Annotated in this window: 14 protein-coding genes; 10 read left to right on the forward strand and 4 right to left on the reverse strand. The window is 53.0% G+C overall.

All coding sequences use genetic code 11. The features are described from left to right. Positions 1-159: 159 nt before the first annotated feature. Positions 160-501 carry a hypothetical protein gene (locus tag EI42_RS20870; RefSeq protein WP_111324579.1) on the forward strand — a complete coding sequence of 114 codons (342 nt, stop codon included), beginning with the start codon at positions 160-162 and terminating at the stop codon, positions 499-501. A 245-nt stretch (positions 502-746) separates the two neighbouring features. On the opposite strand, the gene EI42_RS20875 is transcribed toward EI42_RS20870, so the two are convergent. Further along, a complete protein-coding gene (locus tag EI42_RS20875) occupies positions 747-1,301 on the reverse strand; it encodes a DUF4352 domain-containing protein (protein ID WP_111324580.1) in 555 nt (184 codons plus the stop codon). Between the two features lie 376 nt (positions 1,302-1,677). On the opposite strand from EI42_RS20875, the gene EI42_RS20880 reads away from it, so the two are divergent. The 3 genes from EI42_RS20880 (at position 1,678) to EI42_RS20890 (ending at position 6,380) form a co-directional block, all read left to right on the forward strand. Next, the gene (locus tag EI42_RS20880; RefSeq protein WP_111324581.1) at positions 1,678-4,620 is read left to right on the forward strand and encodes a winged helix-turn-helix domain-containing protein; all 2,943 of its coding nucleotides are present in this window, start codon (positions 1,678-1,680) and stop codon (positions 4,618-4,620) included. 34 nt (positions 4,621-4,654) lie between these two features. Then, positions 4,655-5,086: an SRPBCC family protein gene (locus EI42_RS20885; protein ID WP_111324582.1), complete on the forward strand. Its 432-nt coding sequence runs from the start codon at positions 4,655-4,657 to the stop codon at positions 5,084-5,086. 127 nt (positions 5,087-5,213) lie between these two features. Next, positions 5,214-6,380, forward strand: coding sequence for a hypothetical protein (locus tag EI42_RS20890; protein ID WP_111324583.1), 1,167 nt, complete (start codon positions 5,214-5,216; stop codon positions 6,378-6,380). Positions 6,381-6,470: 90 nt separating this feature from the next. Here the strand turns inward: EI42_RS20890 and EI42_RS20895 are convergent, their stop codons facing one another. Next, entirely contained in the window at positions 6,471-7,040 is a 570-nt protein-coding gene (locus EI42_RS20895; RefSeq protein WP_111324584.1) for a hypothetical protein, read from the reverse strand. A 403-nt stretch (positions 7,041-7,443) separates the two neighbouring features. Between EI42_RS20895 and EI42_RS20900 the strand changes: the two genes are divergently transcribed. From EI42_RS20900 to EI42_RS20925, 6 genes are all read left to right on the forward strand, one after another. After that, entirely contained in the window at positions 7,444-9,447 is a 2,004-nt protein-coding gene (locus tag EI42_RS20900; protein WP_111324585.1) for an acetoacetate--CoA ligase, read from the forward strand. 360 nt (positions 9,448-9,807) lie between these two features. After that, on the forward strand, positions 9,808-10,770 hold the full coding sequence (locus tag EI42_RS20905; protein WP_111324586.1) for a hypothetical protein: 963 nt from the start codon (positions 9,808-9,810) through the stop codon (positions 10,768-10,770). A 246-nt stretch (positions 10,771-11,016) separates the two neighbouring features. Beyond that, complete coding sequence (locus EI42_RS20910) at positions 11,017-13,053, forward strand: WD40 repeat domain-containing serine/threonine protein kinase (RefSeq protein WP_111324587.1); 2,037 nt, start codon at positions 11,017-11,019, stop codon at positions 13,051-13,053. A gap of 94 nt (positions 13,054-13,147) precedes the next feature. Then, positions 13,148-13,540, forward strand: coding sequence for a DUF2203 domain-containing protein (locus tag EI42_RS20915; RefSeq protein WP_111324588.1), 393 nt, complete (start codon positions 13,148-13,150; stop codon positions 13,538-13,540). 24 nt (positions 13,541-13,564) lie between these two features. After that, positions 13,565-14,428, forward strand: a complete 864-nt coding sequence (gene prmC, locus EI42_RS20920) for a peptide chain release factor N(5)-glutamine methyltransferase (RefSeq protein WP_111324589.1) — start codon at positions 13,565-13,567, stop codon at positions 14,426-14,428. A gap of 196 nt (positions 14,429-14,624) precedes the next feature. Then, complete coding sequence (locus tag EI42_RS20925) at positions 14,625-15,863, forward strand: MraY family glycosyltransferase (RefSeq protein WP_111324590.1); 1,239 nt, start codon at positions 14,625-14,627, stop codon at positions 15,861-15,863. Positions 15,864-15,898: 35 nt separating this feature from the next. On the opposite strand, the gene EI42_RS20930 is transcribed toward EI42_RS20925, so the two are convergent. Then, positions 15,899-17,143, reverse strand: a complete 1,245-nt coding sequence (locus EI42_RS20930; RefSeq protein WP_111324591.1) for an MFS transporter — start codon at positions 17,141-17,143, stop codon at positions 15,899-15,901. A gap of 400 nt (positions 17,144-17,543) precedes the next feature. Further along, positions 17,544-20,702 carry an excinuclease ABC subunit UvrA gene (gene uvrA / locus EI42_RS20935; protein WP_111324592.1) on the reverse strand — a complete coding sequence of 1,053 codons (3,159 nt, stop codon included), beginning with the start codon at positions 20,700-20,702 and terminating at the stop codon, positions 17,544-17,546. Between the last annotated feature and the right edge of the window lie 233 nt (positions 20,703-20,935).

A 20,935-nucleotide genomic window follows, 5' to 3' on the forward strand; every position in this document is an offset into this window, starting at 1 on the left:
GTATTTCAAATAGTGGAACTAACTTCAGTATAACGCAGAATGTGAGTGCCTGTCAAGAGGATTGTGCTGATCCTGCGTTTGATAATGCAGAGTTGTCTACGTCTATTCCCATTGTATTGCTGTGAAATAGTTCATTGCTGAATCGGGGAGGTTTTGTTTATGCTAGATAGTTTGAAGCATGTTGATGCAACTGGCGTTTACTTTGTGGGGCGGGAAGTGCAGGAATGCATCGGGTATACGTGGCAGCAATTTAACGAATTGGTCCAGGAACATATCAAGAACTGTGAGCAATTCCAGGATGAATCGGGCGTCATCGAAACCCGTGCGATGCGCAAGATCGGCATGGGAAGTCTGCGCCCGGTCGTTGATTATAAACTGAGCCCTTTTGCTTTTCTCTCTGTGCTGATGTTGATGCGTTCCAATAAACATGAGATCAAAATCTTAAGGCGTGAGGCTGCAAAAGAACTCTCCTCACGCTTCATGCTTCCGTTAGCGGCATAATATTTTTTCCTCTAAGCCCTGTTTCGCTGTTTCTTCCATATCTGTGACGCTTGACGTTTCTTTATGCAAAAAATGGCATGTGTCGACGTTTTTCTTTTTGCTGTTTGTCTGTTTGCTCTGGTCAGGCTTGCGCCAGTAATTCTATTATTTGGTTCTTTATCCGGATCATTCTACTATAAAAAAAGTGCAGTGACAGGAGATTCCGCCACTGCACTTTGCAGTCCCTTTGCTCTCGCTCATCTGTCTTAGAGGCTGAGATCCCAGAGAGTCTGACCTGTGCTCAGAAGGTCGCTTTGGAAGGAGAGCGTGAAGTTCTTCTCGCTCGCCGGGACTTCGTAGACCAGATCGCCCGCGAGTTTCCCGCTGGCCTCTACTTTGCCATCAGGAGCAGGATTCGCTGAGTCAAGCAGACCAGGATTGGCCTTCTGGCCGTTGCTGTCTTTCAAGTTGAAGTTCAGTATGCTGGAGACGTTCTGTTCTTTATCAGAGATGTTGTGCATAGAAACATTGACAACAAGAAATATTTTGCCGTCTTTCGGCTTGAGGTACTCGCTGCCCTCGTTGGTCGCGACGCTGTTCACCGTGATTTCCCAGGTGTTGCCAACCTTGACGAGCTCACCTTTTTTGAAATGTGTATCGGTGGTTTCAGTGTCTTTTTTGGTTGTCTCTTTGGTTGCTGTCTCTTTATTATCATTTGAGGGAGGAGCAGCGGTACCGGTGTTTTCGTTAGAAGCGCCACAGGCAAGTAAAGCACCCACAAGGATGAGAAGTGAAAATAGAGCAACGAAAGTACGTTTCATAGAAAAACCCCCTAACCAGTGTGTATTCTGATCTTTAGTGTTGCTGGCTCATTAGCTGAGCCAGGAGTTATTATACCTGCTCTTTTCCTGTTTTGCAAGTGTTTTTATGGAATTTCTTTGGTAAAAAGTGAAAATAAGTATGGAGCATTTTAGTTTATACTTTAAAATAGAAAGATTAGAAGCTAGATTTTCAATCGATAGCGAGTATGCTACTTGCAGAGCAGCAACAAGAGTTGTTTCAAATTATGTAATTGTGTACCATTATAAATGCAAGCTTCCGATACTCTGAATGTTGAAGCGAAGAGCGCTTGCTTTCAGTCCCTTTTGCGTGCTACTGTGTTGCACAGAAGTTGTGACAGAACTGTGAGGGGAACATATGGCGCATGCAACTCCACTGGTGCTGAATCACGTCTTAATCACCCATTCGGATACTCCCATTCTGCTTGAGAGCGTAGAGTGGTGGCGCTGGCTGGAAGACGAGACACATTCGACCTTCCGCTTTCGTAGTGCCAGGGGTTCATTTACAGCCCGACGCGAACGCAAACATGGCCTCTGGTACTGGTATGCCTATCGGCGGGCGCATGGTCGGTTGTATAAGGCATATCTGGGCAAAACAGAGGAGTTGCGAGCAGTGCATCTGGAAGTGATTGCGCAGTCGCTTGCTGCACAAATACTGCAATCTCCGCAGAATCGGTCGTCTGTCCGTGAGCGAGAAGAACTGCCTCCATTGCTTGCAACCAAGCTTTATCGCCCCCCGATGCGTCCTGAACTGGTGCTGCGTCCCCGACTGTTAGAGCAACTGGATAGAGGGAAACACTATCCGTTGACGCTAATCACGGCTCCTGCGGGATCCGGCAAAACAACATTGCTCAGTTCCTGGTGCGAGCATCGGGATGGCCTTTCTGCCTGGGTCTCGCTGGATGCAGAGGACAATGATCCGGTTCTCTTCTGGACTTATGTGCAGGCCGCGTTACGACGGCTCTGTCCTGCTTTACAGGAACAGACGCCCTGGCCCTCACGGTCAGTGTTAACCACCATTGTGAATAGCCTGGCAACAGTGTCGCAGGATGTCTTTCTCATCCTTGATGATTATCATCTGGTGAAGTCACAGGGTATTCATGAGACTTTCGGGTTTCTGCTGGAGCATCTCCCGCCACAGGTGCATCTGATAATTGCCAGCCGAAGCGAGGTCCCCTTGCCGCTCTTCCGGTTCCGCGCCCGCGGTCAGCTCAATGAAATCACGGCTTCAGATCTGCGTTTTAGCCGGGATGAGATTGCCGCATTTTGGACGCGTCTGTTGCATATAGAGCTCTCAACGGAAGAGGTTGCGGCACTGGATCAGCAGACAGAAGGGTGGGCCGTCGCGCTCCAACTGGCGGCGCGACAGCAGGGGAAGACAGGCCAGATCCCTGATGCCGGGAGTAAAAGTTCGCTTTTTGCGTATTTCACCGGTGAGGTATTGGAGCAGCAGCCTGAGCCGATTCGTACCGCTCTGCTGTATACCTCTATCCTGAAGCGCTTCACTGCTGCGCTGTGTGACGCAGTTACCGGGCAACAGGGCGGGACAGAGTTGCTGGCCTACCTGAAGCAGGAAAACCTATTTCTGGTGCCGCTTGATGAGCGCGGCGAGTGGTATCGCTACCATCATCTCTTTGCTGAGTTTCTCTATGAGAGATTATGCCATTCTTTCCCGGAGCAGGTTCCTGATCTGCACAGGCGGGCGGCCCACTGGTACGAGCTGCATGGCTATCTATCCGAGGCTGTCGAGCACGCATTCGCTGCACAGGATATGGAGCTCGCTGCCACCCTGATTGAGCGCGAGGTACTCAAGGTGATCGCGCGCGGGGAGGTCGTTACGCTCTTACACTGGTGCAGCAGGCTCTCGGTTCCTGTCTTTGTGCAATTCCCTGTCCTGCTGCTTTTTTACTCCGGGCTGCTCTCTTCGGTAGGGCAAATGGATCAGGCTGAGCGCTATTTTCAGCTTGCCGAAAAAGCGGTTGAGCGCCGAAAACAGGATGCGACGCTCTCCGAGGCTGATGCACTCTGGCTTGATGGTCTCTATGCAACCAGCGCGGCTGCTCTCGCCGCCTATCGGGGGGATGTGGAACGCGCTTATCATTTTGTCAGTCAAGCGCGTGCGAATCCCTTGCTGAATGACTACCTTCGGAGCGTGATAGCTGCCTGTCTGGGAGTCGTGTATCTCTTTAGTGGAGATGCCGAAAGTGCCTATAGTGCTCTTGAGGAGGCGATTCGATGGGGCGTTGCCGGGCAGAATCTGCATGCTTCGATTGCCAGCAGGGGAGCGCAGAGCTTTCTGTTGCTGACACAGGGACAATTGCGCAGAGTGGCTGAGATGAGTCGTGCGGCGATTGAAGAAAGCAAGCTGATCTCTGAGTATCGTATCCCTTCACTCAGCATGCAGTATTTCACGCTGGCCGATGTCCTCTATGAGTGGAATCGACTCGAAGAAGCCGAGCAGGTACTGCGCGCAGGGCTCCAACTGGGGAGCGAGTGGGGCTATGTGGGGGCGTTAGGCTATGGATATTCGACGCTGGCCTTTTTGCGAGTGACGGAGGGCCGTTTTGAGGAAGCGCTTGCCCTGCTGCAACGCGTGTTGAGTGAGGTTCGGGCTGGTAATCTGCACTCGTTCGTCACCTTAACGGAAGCCTATCAGGTACGAGTCTATCTGCGCATGGAGAAGCTGGACGCTGTGGCCGAATGGGCTCGTACGCTGCCTTTCTCTCCTGATGACGCGCTGGTTTATACACATGAACTCACTTATCTAATTCAGGCTGAAGCCTTGCTGGCAATTAGCGCGTATCAGCAGGCAGAGGAACTGCTTCGGCGGTTATTAGCGATAGTAGAGCCTGCCGGGCATATGCGGAGTGCTATTCAAGCGCGAACGCTGCTCGCTTTGTTGTATCAGACGCGAGGCCAGAGGGAAGAGGCAATAGTAACCCTTGCTCGTGCCTTGCAGGCGGCGGAACCCGAGGGCTATAAACGCGTATTTGTAGAAAGAGGAGCAAAGCTCATTCCCCTCTTGCAGCGCGTGGCTCTGCAAGGTGTGACTCCCACTTATGTACAGCAGCTCTTGTCCCTGTTTAGCGAGGTGCAGCGGAATGAAGGAAGCCTGTTGAGTGAGCGCGAGCTAGACGTGTTGCGGCTGATTGCTGCGGGAAAATCAAACCAGGAGATCGCACAGGCTTTTGTTCTGACGGTGAGCACGGTGAAGTCACATCTTAACAATATTTACACAAAACTGGGCGTCCATAGTCGTACGCAGGCGATAGCACGGGCGCAGGAATTACGGCTGTTATAAGGTCTGAAGCGGAACGCAGAAGGAGAGGCATGATATGCGCGTAGAGAAGTGTATTGTGATTCAAAGGCCAGTGGAAGAGGTTTATGCGTTTGTAACCGATATGCGCAACGTTACGCGCTGGACTCCGGCAACCGAGATCAGACAGGTGGACAAAGGGCCGTTGTGTGTGGGCAAACGCTATGTGCAGGCGGGTGAGTTCTTTAATCGGCGGATGGAGCTGACCACCGAAGTCACTGAGTATCAGCCGCCTTCGGTCTTCGCCTTTAAAGCCATTGCCGGACCGGTCCCGCTTTCCACGAAGATGCTTTTTACCTCGATCCCACAAGGAACGCAGGTGACAATGATTGGTGAGGGAGAGCCCGGTCCGCTCTTCAAGCTTGCAGGACCATTGTTGACCTTGGTGCTTCGCAAGCAGATTGATACGCAACTGGACGTTTTAAAACGCTTGCTGGAAGAAAAGGAATAAGCCGCTCACCAGCGTAAGACTTGCGGACAGGCTTCGTTTCGGGTACAATGTGCGCATGTTTTACAGCTACTTTGTGTTTTGTAAATAGAGAAGAAAGCACTTTTCGAACACGAAACGGAGTGTATTGATGCCACTTGAAAATGACTCCCGTAAGCGCATGCAGGAAGATTCCTTGCTCTTCCGCCTTCTCCCTTCTCGATATACGCTCAAGATCACGCCTTTTTCTGAAGGGAACCCGTATTATCAGCGGCGTATCAGAAATAAACAGACCGGAGAGGAGCGGATCATCTATCAAGGGGAGAAGCTGGCCGATCTGATACAGCACTCTGAAAACGAGGTCATTCGTCGGGAGTGGCATGGCGCAGTGTTTCGGTTTTCCCTGCAACCCTGGCTGCATGCTGACCCTGAGAAGACTTATCTTTCCATTGTGCCGAGTGTTTCGCTTCTATATCCTCTCCAAAAAGTTGATCCTGCGGTCCGGGGACACATCTCCGAAGCGCTGCGAGAGCGAATAGAGCGGGCGGAGCGAAGAACGGTACGGGAACCGGCTCCATCTGAAGAGGAAGTTATGAACGAGTATGAAACGGTGGGCCGTACCAGAGGTACCGGGACCAATGGGCATGGGCATCATGTCTGGTTTGAAGTTCATTCAGCCGGGAAGCCTGCCAGCGAGTGGCTGACACAGCCGGAAATTATCGCGAATGAGATCGCCTGCCCCTACTGTGATATCTCGCTCAGCAATATTGTCCCCTTTACGAAGCTAGTCCTGCAGCTCTGTGAAGAATGGGAGGACGAGGATGTGAAATTGCTGGTGCGTGTTGTGCATCCGGCCTCGCATCCTGAAACCCATACTCCGCCACCTGAGTGCCCGTTTCTGGCTGAGAAAGAATGGACTATTGAGGCCGAGGAGACGCCACCAGTCATTGCGCACGATGAGCTAGATCGTCCGCTGGTGCTTCCTTCTCATGACCATCTCCTGTTTCTTCGGTCTGGTGAGGGAGACATAGCTGCCAATCAGCTTGCACCACAACTTCAGGGACTCCATTGTCCACTCTGTGGAGAAGCGTTGGCCTTTGGACAAGAGGTGACCGAAGCCCTTCAGAGCTTGATGGATGAGGCGAAGAATGAGGCGGTGCCTGTTTCCGTGACGCTCTCTCATCCTGTGGAACGCGCCTCCACTGCGCTGCCGCACGCTAAGTTCCCGTTCGCTGTGCAGACACATTCGCTTCAGGAGGAGCTGCGCCGGCAGCCGGGATTTTACATTCAGTTGAAAGCAGTTTCGGAGAAACACTAATTTGAAAGGGAAGCCGATTACGGGGGAAGATGTAACCGGCTTCCCGACATGCGACGAGAGAGCGTGTCGCTATCGATGGGACTGAGTGCGTTATGCGGTTACTGCTGTCACTGCTGCCGGACCGCGCTGAAGCAGGGTGTAGCTACTTGCCCCAACTGCCAGTGCGAAGACAACACGCCCGATGTCACCCAGAACAGGCGCGGCTGTCCCCAGAGGGAACAGGCTGAGGACGACAAGAATGGCGGCGAGAATGAAGGCCAGCCCGATCCACCGAGCATAGCGGAGCGCTCCCGCCTGCCAGATGCCCCATCCGAAGAGAACGAGCCCCACAAACCACAGAATCCCGGTAATTGTCAGGAAAAGCTCCGATGCACTTCCCTGATTGTTAAAGACCGCGACGCTGGCTGTGCTCGTCGAGAAGAGCAGCCCGACAAAGGTAACGAGGTATCCAATGTAGCCGAGCCAGCCGCCATGCTCATTGTGATAGCCATACAATCCGGGCAAACCAAGCAGAATCAGAGCCAGCCCGATGAAGAGCAGGTACGCGGTGGTTGTTCCGGCGGATACCGAGAAGAGATGGAGAACATACGCGATAAGCGCTAAAAGTGCTCCAAGAGCAAGAATGATTCCAGTAATACGAGACAACAGATTGTTGGTCATGACGTATGACCTCCTTCTGATTACTCGTCCTGGCAACGGTGTCAGGAACTCCGGAATAAGAAGAATAATAGAGAAAGATGATAATATTATTATATACTAAAATAGCGTGTTTGTCATTATATTGGCCTCAATTGTGAAAAGATCTTTCACAACAATATTTTATGTACATTTTTGAAGCAGGCGAGAAGACATGGAATGGTTGTATCTCCTCTATGACTCTTGAAAAGGGGAATGGGGTAAGCGATAGAGAGTGCGCTGTCACAGAAGATGGAACATGGTATAATGAAAAATCAGAAGCGAACAGTGTGTATTATCATCTCCTGCACCCTTCTGCTCAACTGTTGAGCGCAAAGCAATGACGCAAGCTGTATTTCAACTGTTTGATGAAAGGCAGTGAGAACGTATGGGAACTTCTTTTACTGACCTGCCCCTCTGGGAGCCATCGGAGACTCTCAAACAACAGGCCACTGTTACACGCTATATGCGTTGGCTCAACGAAACTCGAGGACTTCAGTTTGAGGATCGAGAGGCGCTCTGGCGCTGGTCCGTCGATCACCTTGAGGATTTCTGGGCCTCTGTCTGGGATTTCTTTCAGATACAGGCCGCTCATCCTTATACAACCGTTTTGCAGGAACGGACGATGCCCGGCGCTGTCTGGTTTCCTGGCGCTGAGCTCAACTATGCCGAACATGTCTTCCGCAATGCGACTACTGACCGTCCCGCCCTGCTTTTCCGCTCTGAACGCCATGCATTGCAGGAAATCTCCTGGGACGAACTGACTCGCACTGTTGGGGCGCTGGCCCGAGCGCTTCAGGCAATGGGAGTTCAACGGGGGGACCGGGTTGTTGCCTATATGCCGAACATCCCCCAAACGGTGATGGCCTTTCTGGCCTGTGCCTCGATTGGCGCAATCTGGTCAAGCTGCTCGCCTGATTTTGGCACCAGTAGTGTGATAGACAGATTCAAACAGATAGAGCCGAAAGTGCTGATCGCGGTCGACGGCTATCAGTACAATGGCAAGTCTTTCGATCGACGTGCCATTCTGGCCGAATTGCAGCAGGCGCTCCCGACGCTTCAGCACACCGTACTGGTGCCCTATCTTTTCGGTGAAGATGAGCCTCTTCCGGCAGCGCTTGAGCATGTGGTTCCCTGGAATGAGATGGTCCGGGAGCCAGGAGAGCTGCATTTTACCCCGGTCCCGTTTGATCATCCGCTCTGGATACTCTACTCTTCCGGGACAACAGGTCTACCGAAAGCGATTGTGCAGGGACATGGCGGTATTTTGCTTGAGCATCTCAAAAGTCTGGCGCTGGATATGGATCTGAAAGCTGGAGATCGCTTTTTCTGGTTTACTACCACAGGCTGGATGATGTGGAACTTTCTGGTCAGTGGCCTGCTGGTTGGGTGTGTGACGCTGCTGTATGATGGCAGTCCCGGCTATCCAGACATGGGAGCGCTCTGGAAGTTTGCTCAGGACACCAGCATGACGCTCTTCGGAGCCAGCGCTGCCTATGTCGCGGCCTGTATGAAGAGCGGTATCGAGCCCGGGAAACAATATGATTTGCACCATCTGAAGGGGTTTGGCTCAACCGGTTCGCCCCTGCCGCCCGAGGGCTTCCGCTGGATCTATGAGCAGGTCAAGCCGGATATTTGGCTTGCCTCGGTCAGCGGTGGTACCGATGTGTGTTCGGCGTTTGTTGGTGGTTCTATTCTCCTGCCCGTGTATGCCGGAGAGTTGCAGTGTCGGATGCTTGGCGCGAAAGTCGAGGCCTATGATGAGGAAGGCAAGCCGCTGATTGACGAGGTGGGGGAGCTCGTTCTTACAGTTCCTATGCCGTCCATGCCGCTCTATTTCTGGAATGATCCCGCAAGGAAGCGCTATCATGAGAGCTATTTTGCGATGTACCCCGGCGTCTGGCGACACGGCGATTGGATCAAAATCACACCCCGTGGCAGCGCGATTATCTATGGCCGCTCAGATTCTACGATAAATCGGCAGGGAATCCGCATCGGCAGCAGCGAAATATACCGCGTTGTGGAAGGGCAGCCCGAGGTGCTGGATAGCCTGATTGTCGGGGTTGAGCTTCCGGGAGGGAAATACTATCTGCCGCTCTTTGTGGTCTTGCGTGAAGGCGAAACGCTGACAGAGGAACTGAAGGCGCGCATTAAGACACAGCTTCGCCGTGATGTTTCGCCGCATCATATCCCCGATGAAATCATCCAGGTTGATGCGGTGCCGCGCACTTTGAGCGGGAAGAAGGTCGAGGTTCCGATCAAAAAGCTATTTATGGGAGTACCGCAGGAGAAGTGTGTCAGTGCGGACGCACTTAGCAATCCTCAAGCAATGCAGTTTTTCAGTGAGTTTGCACCGAAAGTGCAGCGCTTGCGGGATGGAAAAGCCAGCTAAAGAGAAAGATGGAGCGGAGTGGCAGTGATTACTCCGCTCTTCTTTTTGTATGTGTACATAGCAATGCACTATATCTGCATGCAGTGATGATACCGGCAATTGAGAAAAGTGTCCTTTTTCAATGACATTGCCGGTATTCTATGCTATAGTTGAGCTAGAAGGTGCTCCTCCGACGAGGATGCTTTCTTTCTCCTCTTGACAGGGCGATCAGTTCATAAGAGGGTTGTTTGGGATAGGTAGAAGTGGGAGGTGTTTTCAGCAATGAACAATGTCCCTGATAGTCAGTTTCCGCGAGGGCCACGGATGCAAGGGCATCGGGCCTTTTCTCCTCTGTCGCAAAGAAGCAGGGGGAGCATATCGATGCAGCCAATCTATGAAGCTCCGTGTCAGGTGCCTCCGTCCTCGTGGCCTGTGCCTCCATCTGGTGTAGGACCGCGTCAGTTACCCGGTGCGATGCCGCAAAGCCAGGTTCCGTCGTTTGTCAGTCGTCCCGGCATCATACCTCGGTCGATTCCCATGAGCGCTATACCGTCATCACAGTATATTCCTGTCAGCATACCGGGTACGCAGGCAAGATCAGGTGTGATCGTGAAACCGAGAGAGCAGCAAGAGGGGCGGAGGGCTCTCCTTTTGCTGATCGTGCTGGTTCTGGTATTGCTCAGTGCGATTATTGGAGGAAGCTTTCTGTTGTTCAGTGATCCCATTGGGGGTATGTTGCCGGGGCTTGGTGGCAGAAAACAGATGGACGTATCTGCAACCGTCGTGTCGTTAGAAACCTATCCTTTTAGCACCAGTTTAAAGCTGAATGATCCATTGCAGGATGCGAGTCAGGGGAATGGATGGGTCAGTAACGAGCATTGCCGCTTTGAGCAGGGGGCATATCTGGTGAGCGCTGCTGCTGGAGGTTTTTATACAACCTGCCCCGCTACAGCGACCAACTTCAGCAATTGTACCTATGAAGTCACATTCTCTCTGGTGAAGGGAGAGGCGGCGGGCCTGACTTTTCGCGGTGACGAGACCGGAGAACGGTATTATACTTTTTTGCTCAATCGGGAAGGGAATTTTGCGCTATTGCTCTATAACGGTGTGGGTCAATCCGCGCAAATATTGGCCATTGGAAAAGCCAGCCCGTTTCGTATGGGGAGCGAGAATCGCCTTGCGGTCGCGATGCTGCGAAACGAGATCAAGCTGCTGGTCAATGAGCAACCGGTAACGGTAGTCACAGATCAGACGTTGCAGAGCGGGCAGATTGGCCTGATTGTCTATGGGAAGGATGAGGAGGCACTCGCCAGCTTCAAGCATGCCCGTGTCTGGTTGCTCTAGGCGGACTGTTTGAGATGGAAGAAGAAAAATAGACCGATGCTGGCGTTCATCTAGAAGGATGCTCTTTTTTCTTGCTCGTATGTATTTTCTGAAGCGCTCTGGGATCGTTTCACGGGGTGAAGAGCATTTTCTGTGTTTCGTTTTCTTGTGTGGTTGTGGATTATTTGATGAAACTATTCCTATCCCTGTTTTTGTTTGGCTACCCGCCCTTCATGCCAAAGATGGGAAGATGCAAGGAGGGGAGGCATGGCTGATCGCATCGGATCACAGCTCGGGAACTATCGCCTGCTCCGTCTAATCGGGCAGGGAGGGTTCGCAGAAGTGTATCTGGGAGAACATATTTATCTGGATACATTGGCTGCAATTAAAGTGATGCATACGCAACTGTCTGATGAAGAGCGCGAAAAGTTTCGTATTGAGGCACGGACCGTTGCTCGTCTGGCGCATCCGCATATTATTCGGGTGCTGGAGTTTGGCATTGAGGGTGCAACGCCGTTTCTGGTGATCGATTACGCGCCGAGTGGCACCTTGCGCAAACGGCACCCGAAAGGCTCTGTCCTGCCTCCGGACACTGTTGCATCCTATGTAAGGCAGGTTGCGGAGGCTTTGCAGCATGCGCATGAGCGTAATATTATTCATCGTGATGTCAAGCCGGAAAATATGCTCATAGGGCGCAACAATGAGATTCTGTTAAGTGATTTTGGAATAGCGCTTGTCTCACAGGGGACGCGCTATATGAGCACAGAGGGATTTCAGGATCTGGCCGGAACGATTGCTTATATGGCTCCGGAGCAGATGCAATCACGGGCGATACCGGCCAGCGATCAATATGCACTGGCGGTCGTTGCCTATGAGTGGCTTGGGGGAGCGCGTCCATTTGAGGGAACATTTACCGAGGTAGCGGTCAAACATACCCTGACGCCTCCTCCATCCTTACGAGAGAAGGTTCACGCCATTCCAGAGGTGGTTGAGGCGGTTATTATGAAAGCGCTGGCAAAGGATCCACACCAGCGTTACCCCTCTGTGCTGGCATTTGCAGAGGCGCTGGAACAGGCATCCTGTGATGCGGTCCCGGGGTATTTGTCGCTCGGGGGACATAAAGCCAGACCCTACCTGAGAGGCAAAAGGGGATTGGGAGATGTGCATGTGCTCGCTCCATCGCTTGAGGCTGCTTCGCACTTTCCCCGCGTTCTGCCCGAGACGACTCCTGACGAAACGGTTCCTCTGCCCGACGAGCTGATGACTGTGCAAGGAGAGTCTTCCAAACGGATCACGCGCCGGGCTGCTCTGGCTGGAGTGGGGACGCTTGGTCTGGTAGTGCTTGGAGGTGCAGGACTCTTTACTCTGTATGCCCGGAATCGAAGCGCGGTTCCGCCGTCAAGCCCGACCATGAATGTGCGCTCTACAACCGTGTTGACCTTTGCTCAGCATACAGACCGGCTCTGGACTGTCGATTGCTCGCCGGATGGACAATATTGTGCTTCGGGTGGTGCTGATGCCCTGGTGCGTGTCTGGCAGACCAGGGATGGGGCTCCGCTCATTGCCTATGATGGGCACAGTGATAGTGTGTATGCTGTATCCTGGAGCCCGGATGGGAAGCGAATTGCCTCCTGTGGCTATGATGGAACCGTGCAGGTTTGGGATGCACTGACGGGGTATTATCCGCTGCACTATCATGGGCATCAGGGCTTTGTCTGGTCGCTTGCCTGGTCGCCTGATGGTCAGTATATTGCTTCGGGTGGTGCGGATACCACGGTGCAGATCTGGGACACGAAAACCCGCGAGGTACGAACCCATTTCAAGCGCCATACTGGCCTGATCTTTCATCTTCGCTGGTCACCCGATGGGAAGCGTATCGCTTCGGTGAGCGCGGATGGAACCGTGCAGATCTGGAACCCGCTAACTGGCGCGCTACTCTCTACGTTTCGCCCGTTTAACACGCTCGGGCGCTCGCTGTCCTGGTCTCCAGATGGGGAGCGGCTTGCGGTTGCCTGTGACAATAAGACTGTGTGGATCTTTGATGCCAGCAATGGCGATCATCCCTATACCTACTATGGGCACAGCGATTTTGTATACACGGTTGCCTGGTCTCCTGACGGGCGTTTGCTGGCCTCCGCAGGTGATGACAGGACTATCCAGGTATGGAGCGCACAGCCAGGTAGCGATACGTTAACACTGGAAGGCCATCGTGACGCTGTGCGTTCGGTAGCCTGGTTGCCCGATAGCTCCCGCGTGATCTCGGCCTCGTGGGATAAAACCGTGAGGATCTGGCGTGTACGCTAGTTTTTATGGTGAGTCGAAAACTGTTATAATGTCGGAGAGGTGAGTGTCTGGTGAGCTGAACAACAGCGCATAGAGTATCTATAAGAGGTGAGAAATGCCCCGCTACTTTACACGGGAAGAGGCTGAAGCCCTGCTCCCGGCACTGACAATCGTTTTAAGCCAGCTTCGAGATCAGTATAAGAAGGTGCGAGCCTTTGAGGAAGAGCTTGCTCAACTGCAAATCAAGGCGATGGGCAACGGACATGGACTGCTCACGCGAATCGCTGAGCTGCATGATGAGGTGGGTGAAAGCATTGATACCTTACGGGATCTGATCGAGAAAGTTCAGTCCTTTGGGTGCGAGCTAAAAGATCCGGAGCTCGGCCTTGTTGATTTTTTGAGCTTACGCAATGGGCAGGCTGTCTACCTTTGCTGGCATCTGGGCGAAGAACATATTGCATTCTGGCACCACCTCGATACAGGATTCGCCGGACGGCAACCACTATAACTATCATATGGCGTGAGTCGAGAAATGGCAACAATTCAGGAGACCTTACGACGAGCAACGCAGGCGCTAAGCCGGGCCGGACAGACAGGCGCAAGGCGTGATGCGCAGGTGTTGCTCTGTCACGTTCTGGGGGTTGAGCGTGCCGTGCTGTATGCATATCCAGAGCGGGAAGTGACCTCAGAACAGGAGCAGCGCTTCTCTTCGCTGATTGAGCGGCGAGCGAAAGGGGAGCCTGTCGCATATCTGATCGGGCGGCGGGAGTTCTATGGGCGTACATTTCTGGTCGATCCTCGGGTACTGATCCCGCGGCCAGAGACTGAGATCCTGATTGATGAGGGATTGCAGCAAATCAGGCAGAAGCTACAGACGGGCATCGCTCCCATTGTGGCTGATATTGGCACTGGCAGCGGCATTATCCCCATTACGCTGCTGCTGGAAGAACCGGCCATTGGCTCCATGTATGCTGTTGATATATCGGCGGAAGCGTTGCAGGTGGCGCAAGAGAATGCGCAGCTACATCATATTGAGCAACAGGTACACTGGTTACAGGGAGATCTGACGGAGCCGCTGCCGCAACCGGTCGATGTGCTTACGGCAAATTTGCCCTATGTAGGCACCGAGGAGCAGTTAGATCGCGACGTGTATGACTATGAACCGCATCTGGCTTTGTTCAGTGGACCTCGGGGGCTGGATTTGCAGCGGCGCTTTTTGCATGAAGTCTTTACGAGCGGGAAACTCAGGCCTCGGGGTGTAGTCGTGCTGGAAATCGGCTATCAACAGGCCAGCGCTGTCACCGAGATAGTGCAGTCGCTTTGCCCGGAGGTGATAGTAACAACGCGCCAGGACTATGCCGGGTGGGATCGAGTCGTTGTAATCGCTCATCCTTAAATGTGCCAGGTAGTACCATGTTTTGCCGGTATATTTGCGTTCCCTTATGTGAGGCCGTATAATCGTGGGCAGGGTGAAGCTGAGGGTGGTCAGTGTCTGGTGATTCCCGTGCTGCATGTCTTTGTGGGCCTTCAGGAGCCCGGGGAGATGATGTGCCACGCAGTCGGGAGAGTGGAGTTTTTTAAAGGAGTCTCTAATGACCCTGAGTATTGTGCAAGCTCAAACCGAGTTAGGTTTTCCGGCAAATTTGTTTCTGGTACTGGGAGGAGCAGCCGCCGCCTGCGTCTTATCCTACCTTCTGACATACGGAGTGATCTTTTTTTGCCGCAAGTTTGGGCTGCTTGATCGCTCGACAGTTGAAAGAACGAGAATACACACAACGCCGACGCCTCGCCTGGGTGGTGTGGCGATGTTTCTTGCGTTTGTGATCGCTGCTCTGCTGTTTTACGTGACCTATCCTGGCGTCCAGCCCGAAGAAAAAATACGGTTCTGGCTCTTACTGGCTGCATCGACATTGATAGTCGCCGTTCATGCCTATGATGATGTGCGTGGCTTGAAGCCGCTTACAAAGCTGATTTTCCAAACTCTGGCCGTTATCATTATCCTGGGACCCTGGAACTGGCATTTTTACGGGGTTATTCTCTTTGGTTTCAGTAACCCCTTCGGGGTAGTGAATCCGCCTCCCGGACAGGATCTTCCCTGGTATCGTGATTCGATCATCTCTATTTTTATCCACTCCCCCGACATTACGTGGTTGGCGATCCCGGCGGTACTGGTTACATGGTTCTGGATCGCAGGTATGATGAATACCGTCAACTTCATCGATGGTCTGGATGGATTGGCCGGAGGAGTTGTAGCGATCACCGGCATTTTTATCTGTATTATCTGCTGGCAACTGAAGCAGTACACGATCTGTACGCTATCTGCCATCTTTACCGGGGCTGTTCTGGGATTCTTGCCGCACAACTGGAACCCGGCAAAGGTTTTTATGGGTGATAGTGGCTCGCAGTTTCTGGGCATTATGCTGGCAGTGCTTTCGGTTATGGGGGGAGCAAAGGTCGCGCTGGCGTTGATGGTACTTGGTATCCCTATTCTGGATGTCGCAATTGTGATTGTGGGGCGCTTGCGCAAGGGTGTTTCGGCTGCACAGCATGACACCTCGTCACATCTTCACTATCGCTTGCTGGCAACCGGACTCAATCCCAAGCAGATCTGTTTCATCTTCTACGGGCTGACGATCATGTTTGGAGTGCTTGCCCTGAGCTTGCCACGCCCGCTCAAAATCGGCGGCCTGATTCTGGTCGGTATTACCATGACGGTGCTGGTGTTCTGGCTGGAGAGCTTAAAACGAAAGCGTTTGCAGCAAGGCCCGAAAGAGAAGATCGCCGGTACGTCTGCGGTTGAGCGAAAACGTGAGCAATCTCATTCAGCCTAAAATCAAAAGCTCCCTGCTAGCAGGGAGCCTTTTTTTCAGGTGCGTGAGGGACGTGTATTCCGCAGGGTCAGGAGCGCCAGCAGCGAGTTAAACAGTGTGAGCCCGCATGCAATGGCAAAGATGGCGTGTGCTCCAACTACTTTGCTCAGAATTGTTGAGAGCAGGGGCCCGAGGACTCCGCCAAGCGCGGTGATTGAACTACGTACACCCATTGTCTGAGCGCGGTGATCCTCGTCGGCCATATCAAGGTAGGCAGCGCTGAGTGCGGGAGAGACCAGTGAGGCACCCAAACCCGCAATCAGTGACGCGGCAAACATCAAGTAGACATTATGCAGCAGGATTAGCCCCAGATAAAGCACGCAGTCAAACAGTAGTCCGAATACGACCGGCCATTTGCGCCCGATTTTATCGCTTACTGAGCCGAGTGCCATCTGTCCGATCAGCATTGCCAGCCCATAGGTGCCGACGATTGCGCCGAACTCGGTTGATGAGAAATGCATCTGATCGTATAGATAGAAGGTCATCTGTGGCTCAATAAAGGCGAACCCGAAGACAATCGTAAAGTCCATCAGCAGCATGCAAATGAACAGAAAGAGCGGGTTTGGCAGGGAAGCGAAAAATCCCTGCTTGCGCTGCATAGGTACTTGTTTCTCGTTCTGGCGAGTCTCCGGTACCAGAATCAGGGCGGTGAGTGTAGCCAGAAATGCCAGACCAGCCGAAATGGCGAAGGGCGCTGCATAGCCCCAGTGGTCGAAGATAACACCCCCGAGTAGAGGCCCGAGTATGAAGCCAGCAGTATACCCCCCCATGACGAGCCCTGTCCAGCGGGCTCGCTGGTGTTCGGGAACAATATCGGCAATCACTCCCATAGAGGCGGGAAGCAGTGCCGCGGAAATAAACCCCTCAATGGTGCGGATGATAATGAATGCAAGGGGCGATTGCGCCAGCAGGAACGCGATATTCGAGAAGGCGAAGCCTGCCAGGCCGAGCAGGATCAAGGGACGGCGTCCCAGACTATCGGCCCACTTGCCCATAAGAGGTGAGATGAGAAATTGAGCCAGCGAAAAGCCCATCGTCATAATGCCAAGCTCGGTGACACCTGCTCCCATTTCGCCGAGGCGTTTCCCGAAAATAGGAAGTACGATTCCATGCCCGGTCATAAGCAGTGTCATACTGGCGGTGAGCAGGATCAGAATGTGTAGTGTGCGTTGTGAATTGGTTTGCCCGGGGGGCGCTTCTGGGGTGACACCGGCTTGCTGCTCTGGTTCATGTGTATACATGCGTTTCTTCTCCTTTGGCTGATGAATGATGGTGGGGCCTCTTGCTGACTTTACTGCTTGTACGCTGGATGGGGATAGAATGTTGTAGTTCTTTCGATTGAGCGTCGTGAGGGAAAAGAAAAAGGCCACCAGGAAGAACCAGGTAGCCTTTTCTTAGATGTTTCAGCCTGATGCATTGACACTCCTCACGGCTTCAGTCAGCATGCTTGCAAGTCACCGCAGCGCGACGACCCGTAGAGGCATGCTGTCCAGAAGCGTTTGATGAGGGAAAATCGTCGGTTCCCGTCTGCCCGACGGTATCAGTTCAGGAAAAAGGGCATAATACAGATGAGATATCCAGTCAAGCGAGATTCGCGTTCTCTCGTTCCGAGAATACAAATGCGCCTTGCATCCTTAAGGCTCAAGCCAGGGGCTTTCCAGCGCTTCCTGGTAACGCTTCTTCCGATTGGTGAAACTGTCCTTCTTGCTCAAGATGACGCTTCAGGAAGTAGCCGGTGTAGGAACGCTCATTCTGCATCACGTCCTCCGGTGTGCCCGTTGCAACGATTTCGCCGCCATTGTCGCCGCCCTCTGGCCCCAGATCAATGATCCAGTCGGCGCTTTTGATTACGTCTAGATTATGTTCGATCACAACAATCGTATTGCCGTTATCGACCAGACGCTGCAGCACCTGAAGCAAGCGGTCCACATCGGCGAAGTGAAGCCCGGTTGTGGGTTCATCCAGAATATATAGCGTGCGGCCCGTGGCCCGCCTTGAGAGCTCGGTTGCCAGCTTGACGCGCTGCGCTTCTCCGCCAGAAAGCGTGGTTGCCGGCTGTCCCAGACGCATATAGCCGAGACCGACATCGTAGAGCGTTTTCATCTTGTTGTGCACGGATGGGACGTTCGAGAAGAACTCCATTGCCTCTTCAATCGTCATGTCCAGCACATCGGCGATGCTTTTCCCTTTGTAGTGGATCTCCAGCGCCTCACGGTTATAGCGCTTGCCATGACAGACCTCACAGGGAACATAGACATCTGGCAGGAAGTTCATTTCAATGCGTACAATACCTTCACCCTTACAGGCTTCACAGCGTCCTCCCTTGACGTTAAAGGAGAAACGACCGGGTGTATAGCCTCGCATACGCGCTTCTGGCACCTGAGCGAACAGTTCGCGGATGCCGGTAAAGGCGTTTGTATAGGTGGCGGGATTGGAACGCGGTGTCCGACCAATCGGCGACTGATCAATATCAATGACCTTATCCAGGTGCTCAAGCCCCTCAATGGCGTCATGCTGTCCCGGGCGCTCATGCGCTCTGTGAAAGGTATGTGCCAGTTTCCGATACAGAATATCAGTAATCAGCGTACTCTTGCCCGAGCCAGAGACGCCGGTAATCACAACGAACTTGCCAAGCGGGATCTCAACATCAATGTTTTTCAGGTTGTTCTCGCGGGCGCCCTTGATCACCAGTGCGTGCCCATTGCCCGGGCGACGCTGTTCTGGGAGCGCGATACGTTTGCGCCGTGAGAGATAATCACCGGTTAACGAGTTCTGGTTCGCGACGATTTCATCATAGGTTCCCTGTGCGACCACATGCCCACCATGCTCACCCGCTCCAGGACCAATATCAATGATATAGTCGGCGGTGCGCATGGTATCCTCATCATGCTCAACAACCAGCAAGGTATTGCCCAGATTGCGTAGCCGAACCAGCGTTTTGATCAGGCGCTCGTTGTCTCGCTGATGCAGGCCAATACTTGGCTCGTCAAGGATATAGAGCACGCCCATCAGCCCAGAGCCGATCTGTGTTGCAAGACGAATGCGCTGTGCCTCGCCTCCCGAGAGACTGGCGGCTGCACGGTTGAGCGTCAGATAGTCGAGACCGACGTCAATCAGGAATTGGAGCCGGGCGCGAATCTCTTTCAACACCTGGCGGGCAATCATGCGCTCGCGCAGCGTCAATGTGGTCTTGACCAGAGGCCCACGAGTATCGATTTTTGCCAGCGGATCGCCGAGCAGACTTTCATTGGCCTTCCCATTCTTTTTCTTCTTGCCCGAGGTGACCACCGAGTTTTGCAGAAGCTGTTGTGGGCTATTGTACCCATTGCTGCCCGCCTCTGTCTCGGCTTCTAGCTCCTGAAAGTAGCGCTGAGCATGGACGATCGAGAGGCTGGTCACCTGAACAATATTGTAGCCGCCAACGGTGACAGCCAGGGCCTCCGGTTTCAAGCGGGCACCATGACAATCGGGACAGATGCGAGCTGCCATATAGCCCTCAATTTCTTCGCGGACGCTCTCGCTCTCTGTCTGTTTGTAGCGGCGATCGAGTTGCGGAATGACCCCTTCAAAATTGACCGTATAATTGCGGGTGTTGCCATGCTGAGGCGTATAGCGGATGGTCAGCGGCTCATTGTCACCATAGAGTATCTTCTGCTGGATAGCGGAGTCGATTTCCTGCCAGGGTGTATGCAGATCAAAGTGATAGCGCTGGGCCATTGCTTCCATGATCGCACTGTACCACTGGCTGCCGTTCATGACTTTGCTCCAGGGAGCAATAGCGCCGTCCAGAATGCTGAGTTCTGGATGGGTCACGATCAATTCCGGGTGAATCTCAAGTTGTGTGCCCAGACCGGTACAGGTTGGACAGGCGCCATGTGGGCTATTAAAGCTGAACGTACGGGGCGCGATTTCTGGCAGACTGATACCACAATAGACGCAGGCTGCCTTCTCGGAGAAGAGGATCTCTTCACCACCGATAACCGAGACCAGCACAACGCCATTGCCGAGCTTCAGCGTCGTTTCCAGTGAGTCCGAAAGGCGCTGCCGGAAGGCCGGGTCCACATGCTCCGCTGTTACCTCTGGCTGCTGCGTTTTGACCTCATAGAGGGCAGGACGCTCGGCTACCATTTTCTGTCCGTTTGGCTCGTTCTGTCTGGGTTGTTTGCGGATGATCAGGCGGTCAACGACAACCTCAATGGTGTGTTTCTTCTGCTTATCAAGCTCAATCTCTTCACTGAGGTCACGGATCTCGCCATCGACGCGGACACGGACATAGCCAGAGCGACGCATCTCCTCAAAGACATTCTTGTATTCGCCCTTGCGTCCCTGTACCAGTGGTGCAAGCAGCATGATGCGTGAGCCTTCTGGCAGGCTGAGTACCGCGTCAACAATCTGCTGTAGCGTTTGCTGGCTGACTTCCCGCCCGCATTTGGGGCAGTGCTGATGGCCCACACGGGCATAGAGCAGACGAAGATAGTCATAAATCTCGGTGACCGTGCCGACCGTTGAGCGCGGGTTATGCGTTGCTCCCTTCTGGTCGATTGAGATGGCCGGAGAGAGACCGTCAATATGATCAACGTCGGGCTTTTCCATTTTGTCCAGGAACTGGCGGGCATAGGCAGAGAGCGACTCGACGTAGCGGCGCTGTCCCTCGGCAAAAATGGTGTCAAAGGCCAGACTACTCTTTCCAGAGCCGGAAAGACCGGTAATCACGACCAGCTTATCACGAGGAATGACCACATCTATATTTTTGAGGTTGTGTTCACGTGCGCCTCGTATAACAATTTTATCTTGTGGCATAGCATTCTAACCATCCATCCCTGTACATCATTGGCATTTTAGAGTGAGCAAGTTGGTGAACGAAAAAAGAAAGCCCTCGTTTTGATACAAACGTTCCACTTAACACTACACTACAGGCGGCTACGAGTCAAGAGGAGAGGACTTGTAGCTCATGACTGTTGCGTGAAGCTGCGTTCCTGTTTTGCTGCTTCTATTGAGGTGCAACCGAAGTATCTTCTCTCCTGTATACATTG

The sequence above is a fragment of the Thermosporothrix hazakensis genome, from assembly GCF_003253565.1.
Classification (GTDB): Bacteria; Chloroflexota; Ktedonobacteria; order Ktedonobacterales; family Ktedonobacteraceae; genus Thermosporothrix; species Thermosporothrix hazakensis.

Excerpts from the sequence above, each read along its gene's own strand:
- EI42_RS20870 (WP_111324579.1), top strand. The coding sequence starts at position 160 with ATGCTAGATAGTTTGAAGCATGTTGATGCAACTGGCGTTTACTTTGTG.
- EI42_RS20875 (WP_111324580.1), bottom strand. The coding sequence starts at position 1,301 with ATGAAACGTACTTTCGTTGCTCTATTTTCACTTCTCATCCTTGTGGGT.
- EI42_RS20880 (WP_111324581.1), top strand. The coding sequence starts at position 1,678 with ATGGCGCATGCAACTCCACTGGTGCTGAATCACGTCTTAATCACCCAT.
- EI42_RS20885 (WP_111324582.1), top strand. The coding sequence starts at position 4,655 with ATGCGCGTAGAGAAGTGTATTGTGATTCAAAGGCCAGTGGAAGAGGTT.
- EI42_RS20890 (WP_111324583.1), top strand. The coding sequence starts at position 5,214 with ATGCCACTTGAAAATGACTCCCGTAAGCGCATGCAGGAAGATTCCTTG.
- EI42_RS20895 (WP_111324584.1), bottom strand. The coding sequence starts at position 7,040 with ATGACCAACAATCTGTTGTCTCGTATTACTGGAATCATTCTTGCTCTT.
- EI42_RS20900 (WP_111324585.1), top strand. The coding sequence starts at position 7,444 with ATGGGAACTTCTTTTACTGACCTGCCCCTCTGGGAGCCATCGGAGACT.
- EI42_RS20905 (WP_111324586.1), top strand. The coding sequence starts at position 9,808 with ATGCAGCCAATCTATGAAGCTCCGTGTCAGGTGCCTCCGTCCTCGTGG.
- EI42_RS20910 (WP_111324587.1), top strand. The coding sequence starts at position 11,017 with ATGGCTGATCGCATCGGATCACAGCTCGGGAACTATCGCCTGCTCCGT.
- EI42_RS20915 (WP_111324588.1), top strand. The coding sequence starts at position 13,148 with ATGCCCCGCTACTTTACACGGGAAGAGGCTGAAGCCCTGCTCCCGGCA.
- prmC (WP_111324589.1), top strand. The coding sequence starts at position 13,565 with ATGGCAACAATTCAGGAGACCTTACGACGAGCAACGCAGGCGCTAAGC.
- EI42_RS20925 (WP_111324590.1), top strand. The coding sequence starts at position 14,625 with ATGACCCTGAGTATTGTGCAAGCTCAAACCGAGTTAGGTTTTCCGGCA.
- EI42_RS20930 (WP_111324591.1), bottom strand. The coding sequence starts at position 17,143 with ATGTATACACATGAACCAGAGCAGCAAGCCGGTGTCACCCCAGAAGCG.
- uvrA (WP_111324592.1), bottom strand. The coding sequence starts at position 20,702 with ATGCCACAAGATAAAATTGTTATACGAGGCGCACGTGAACACAACCTC.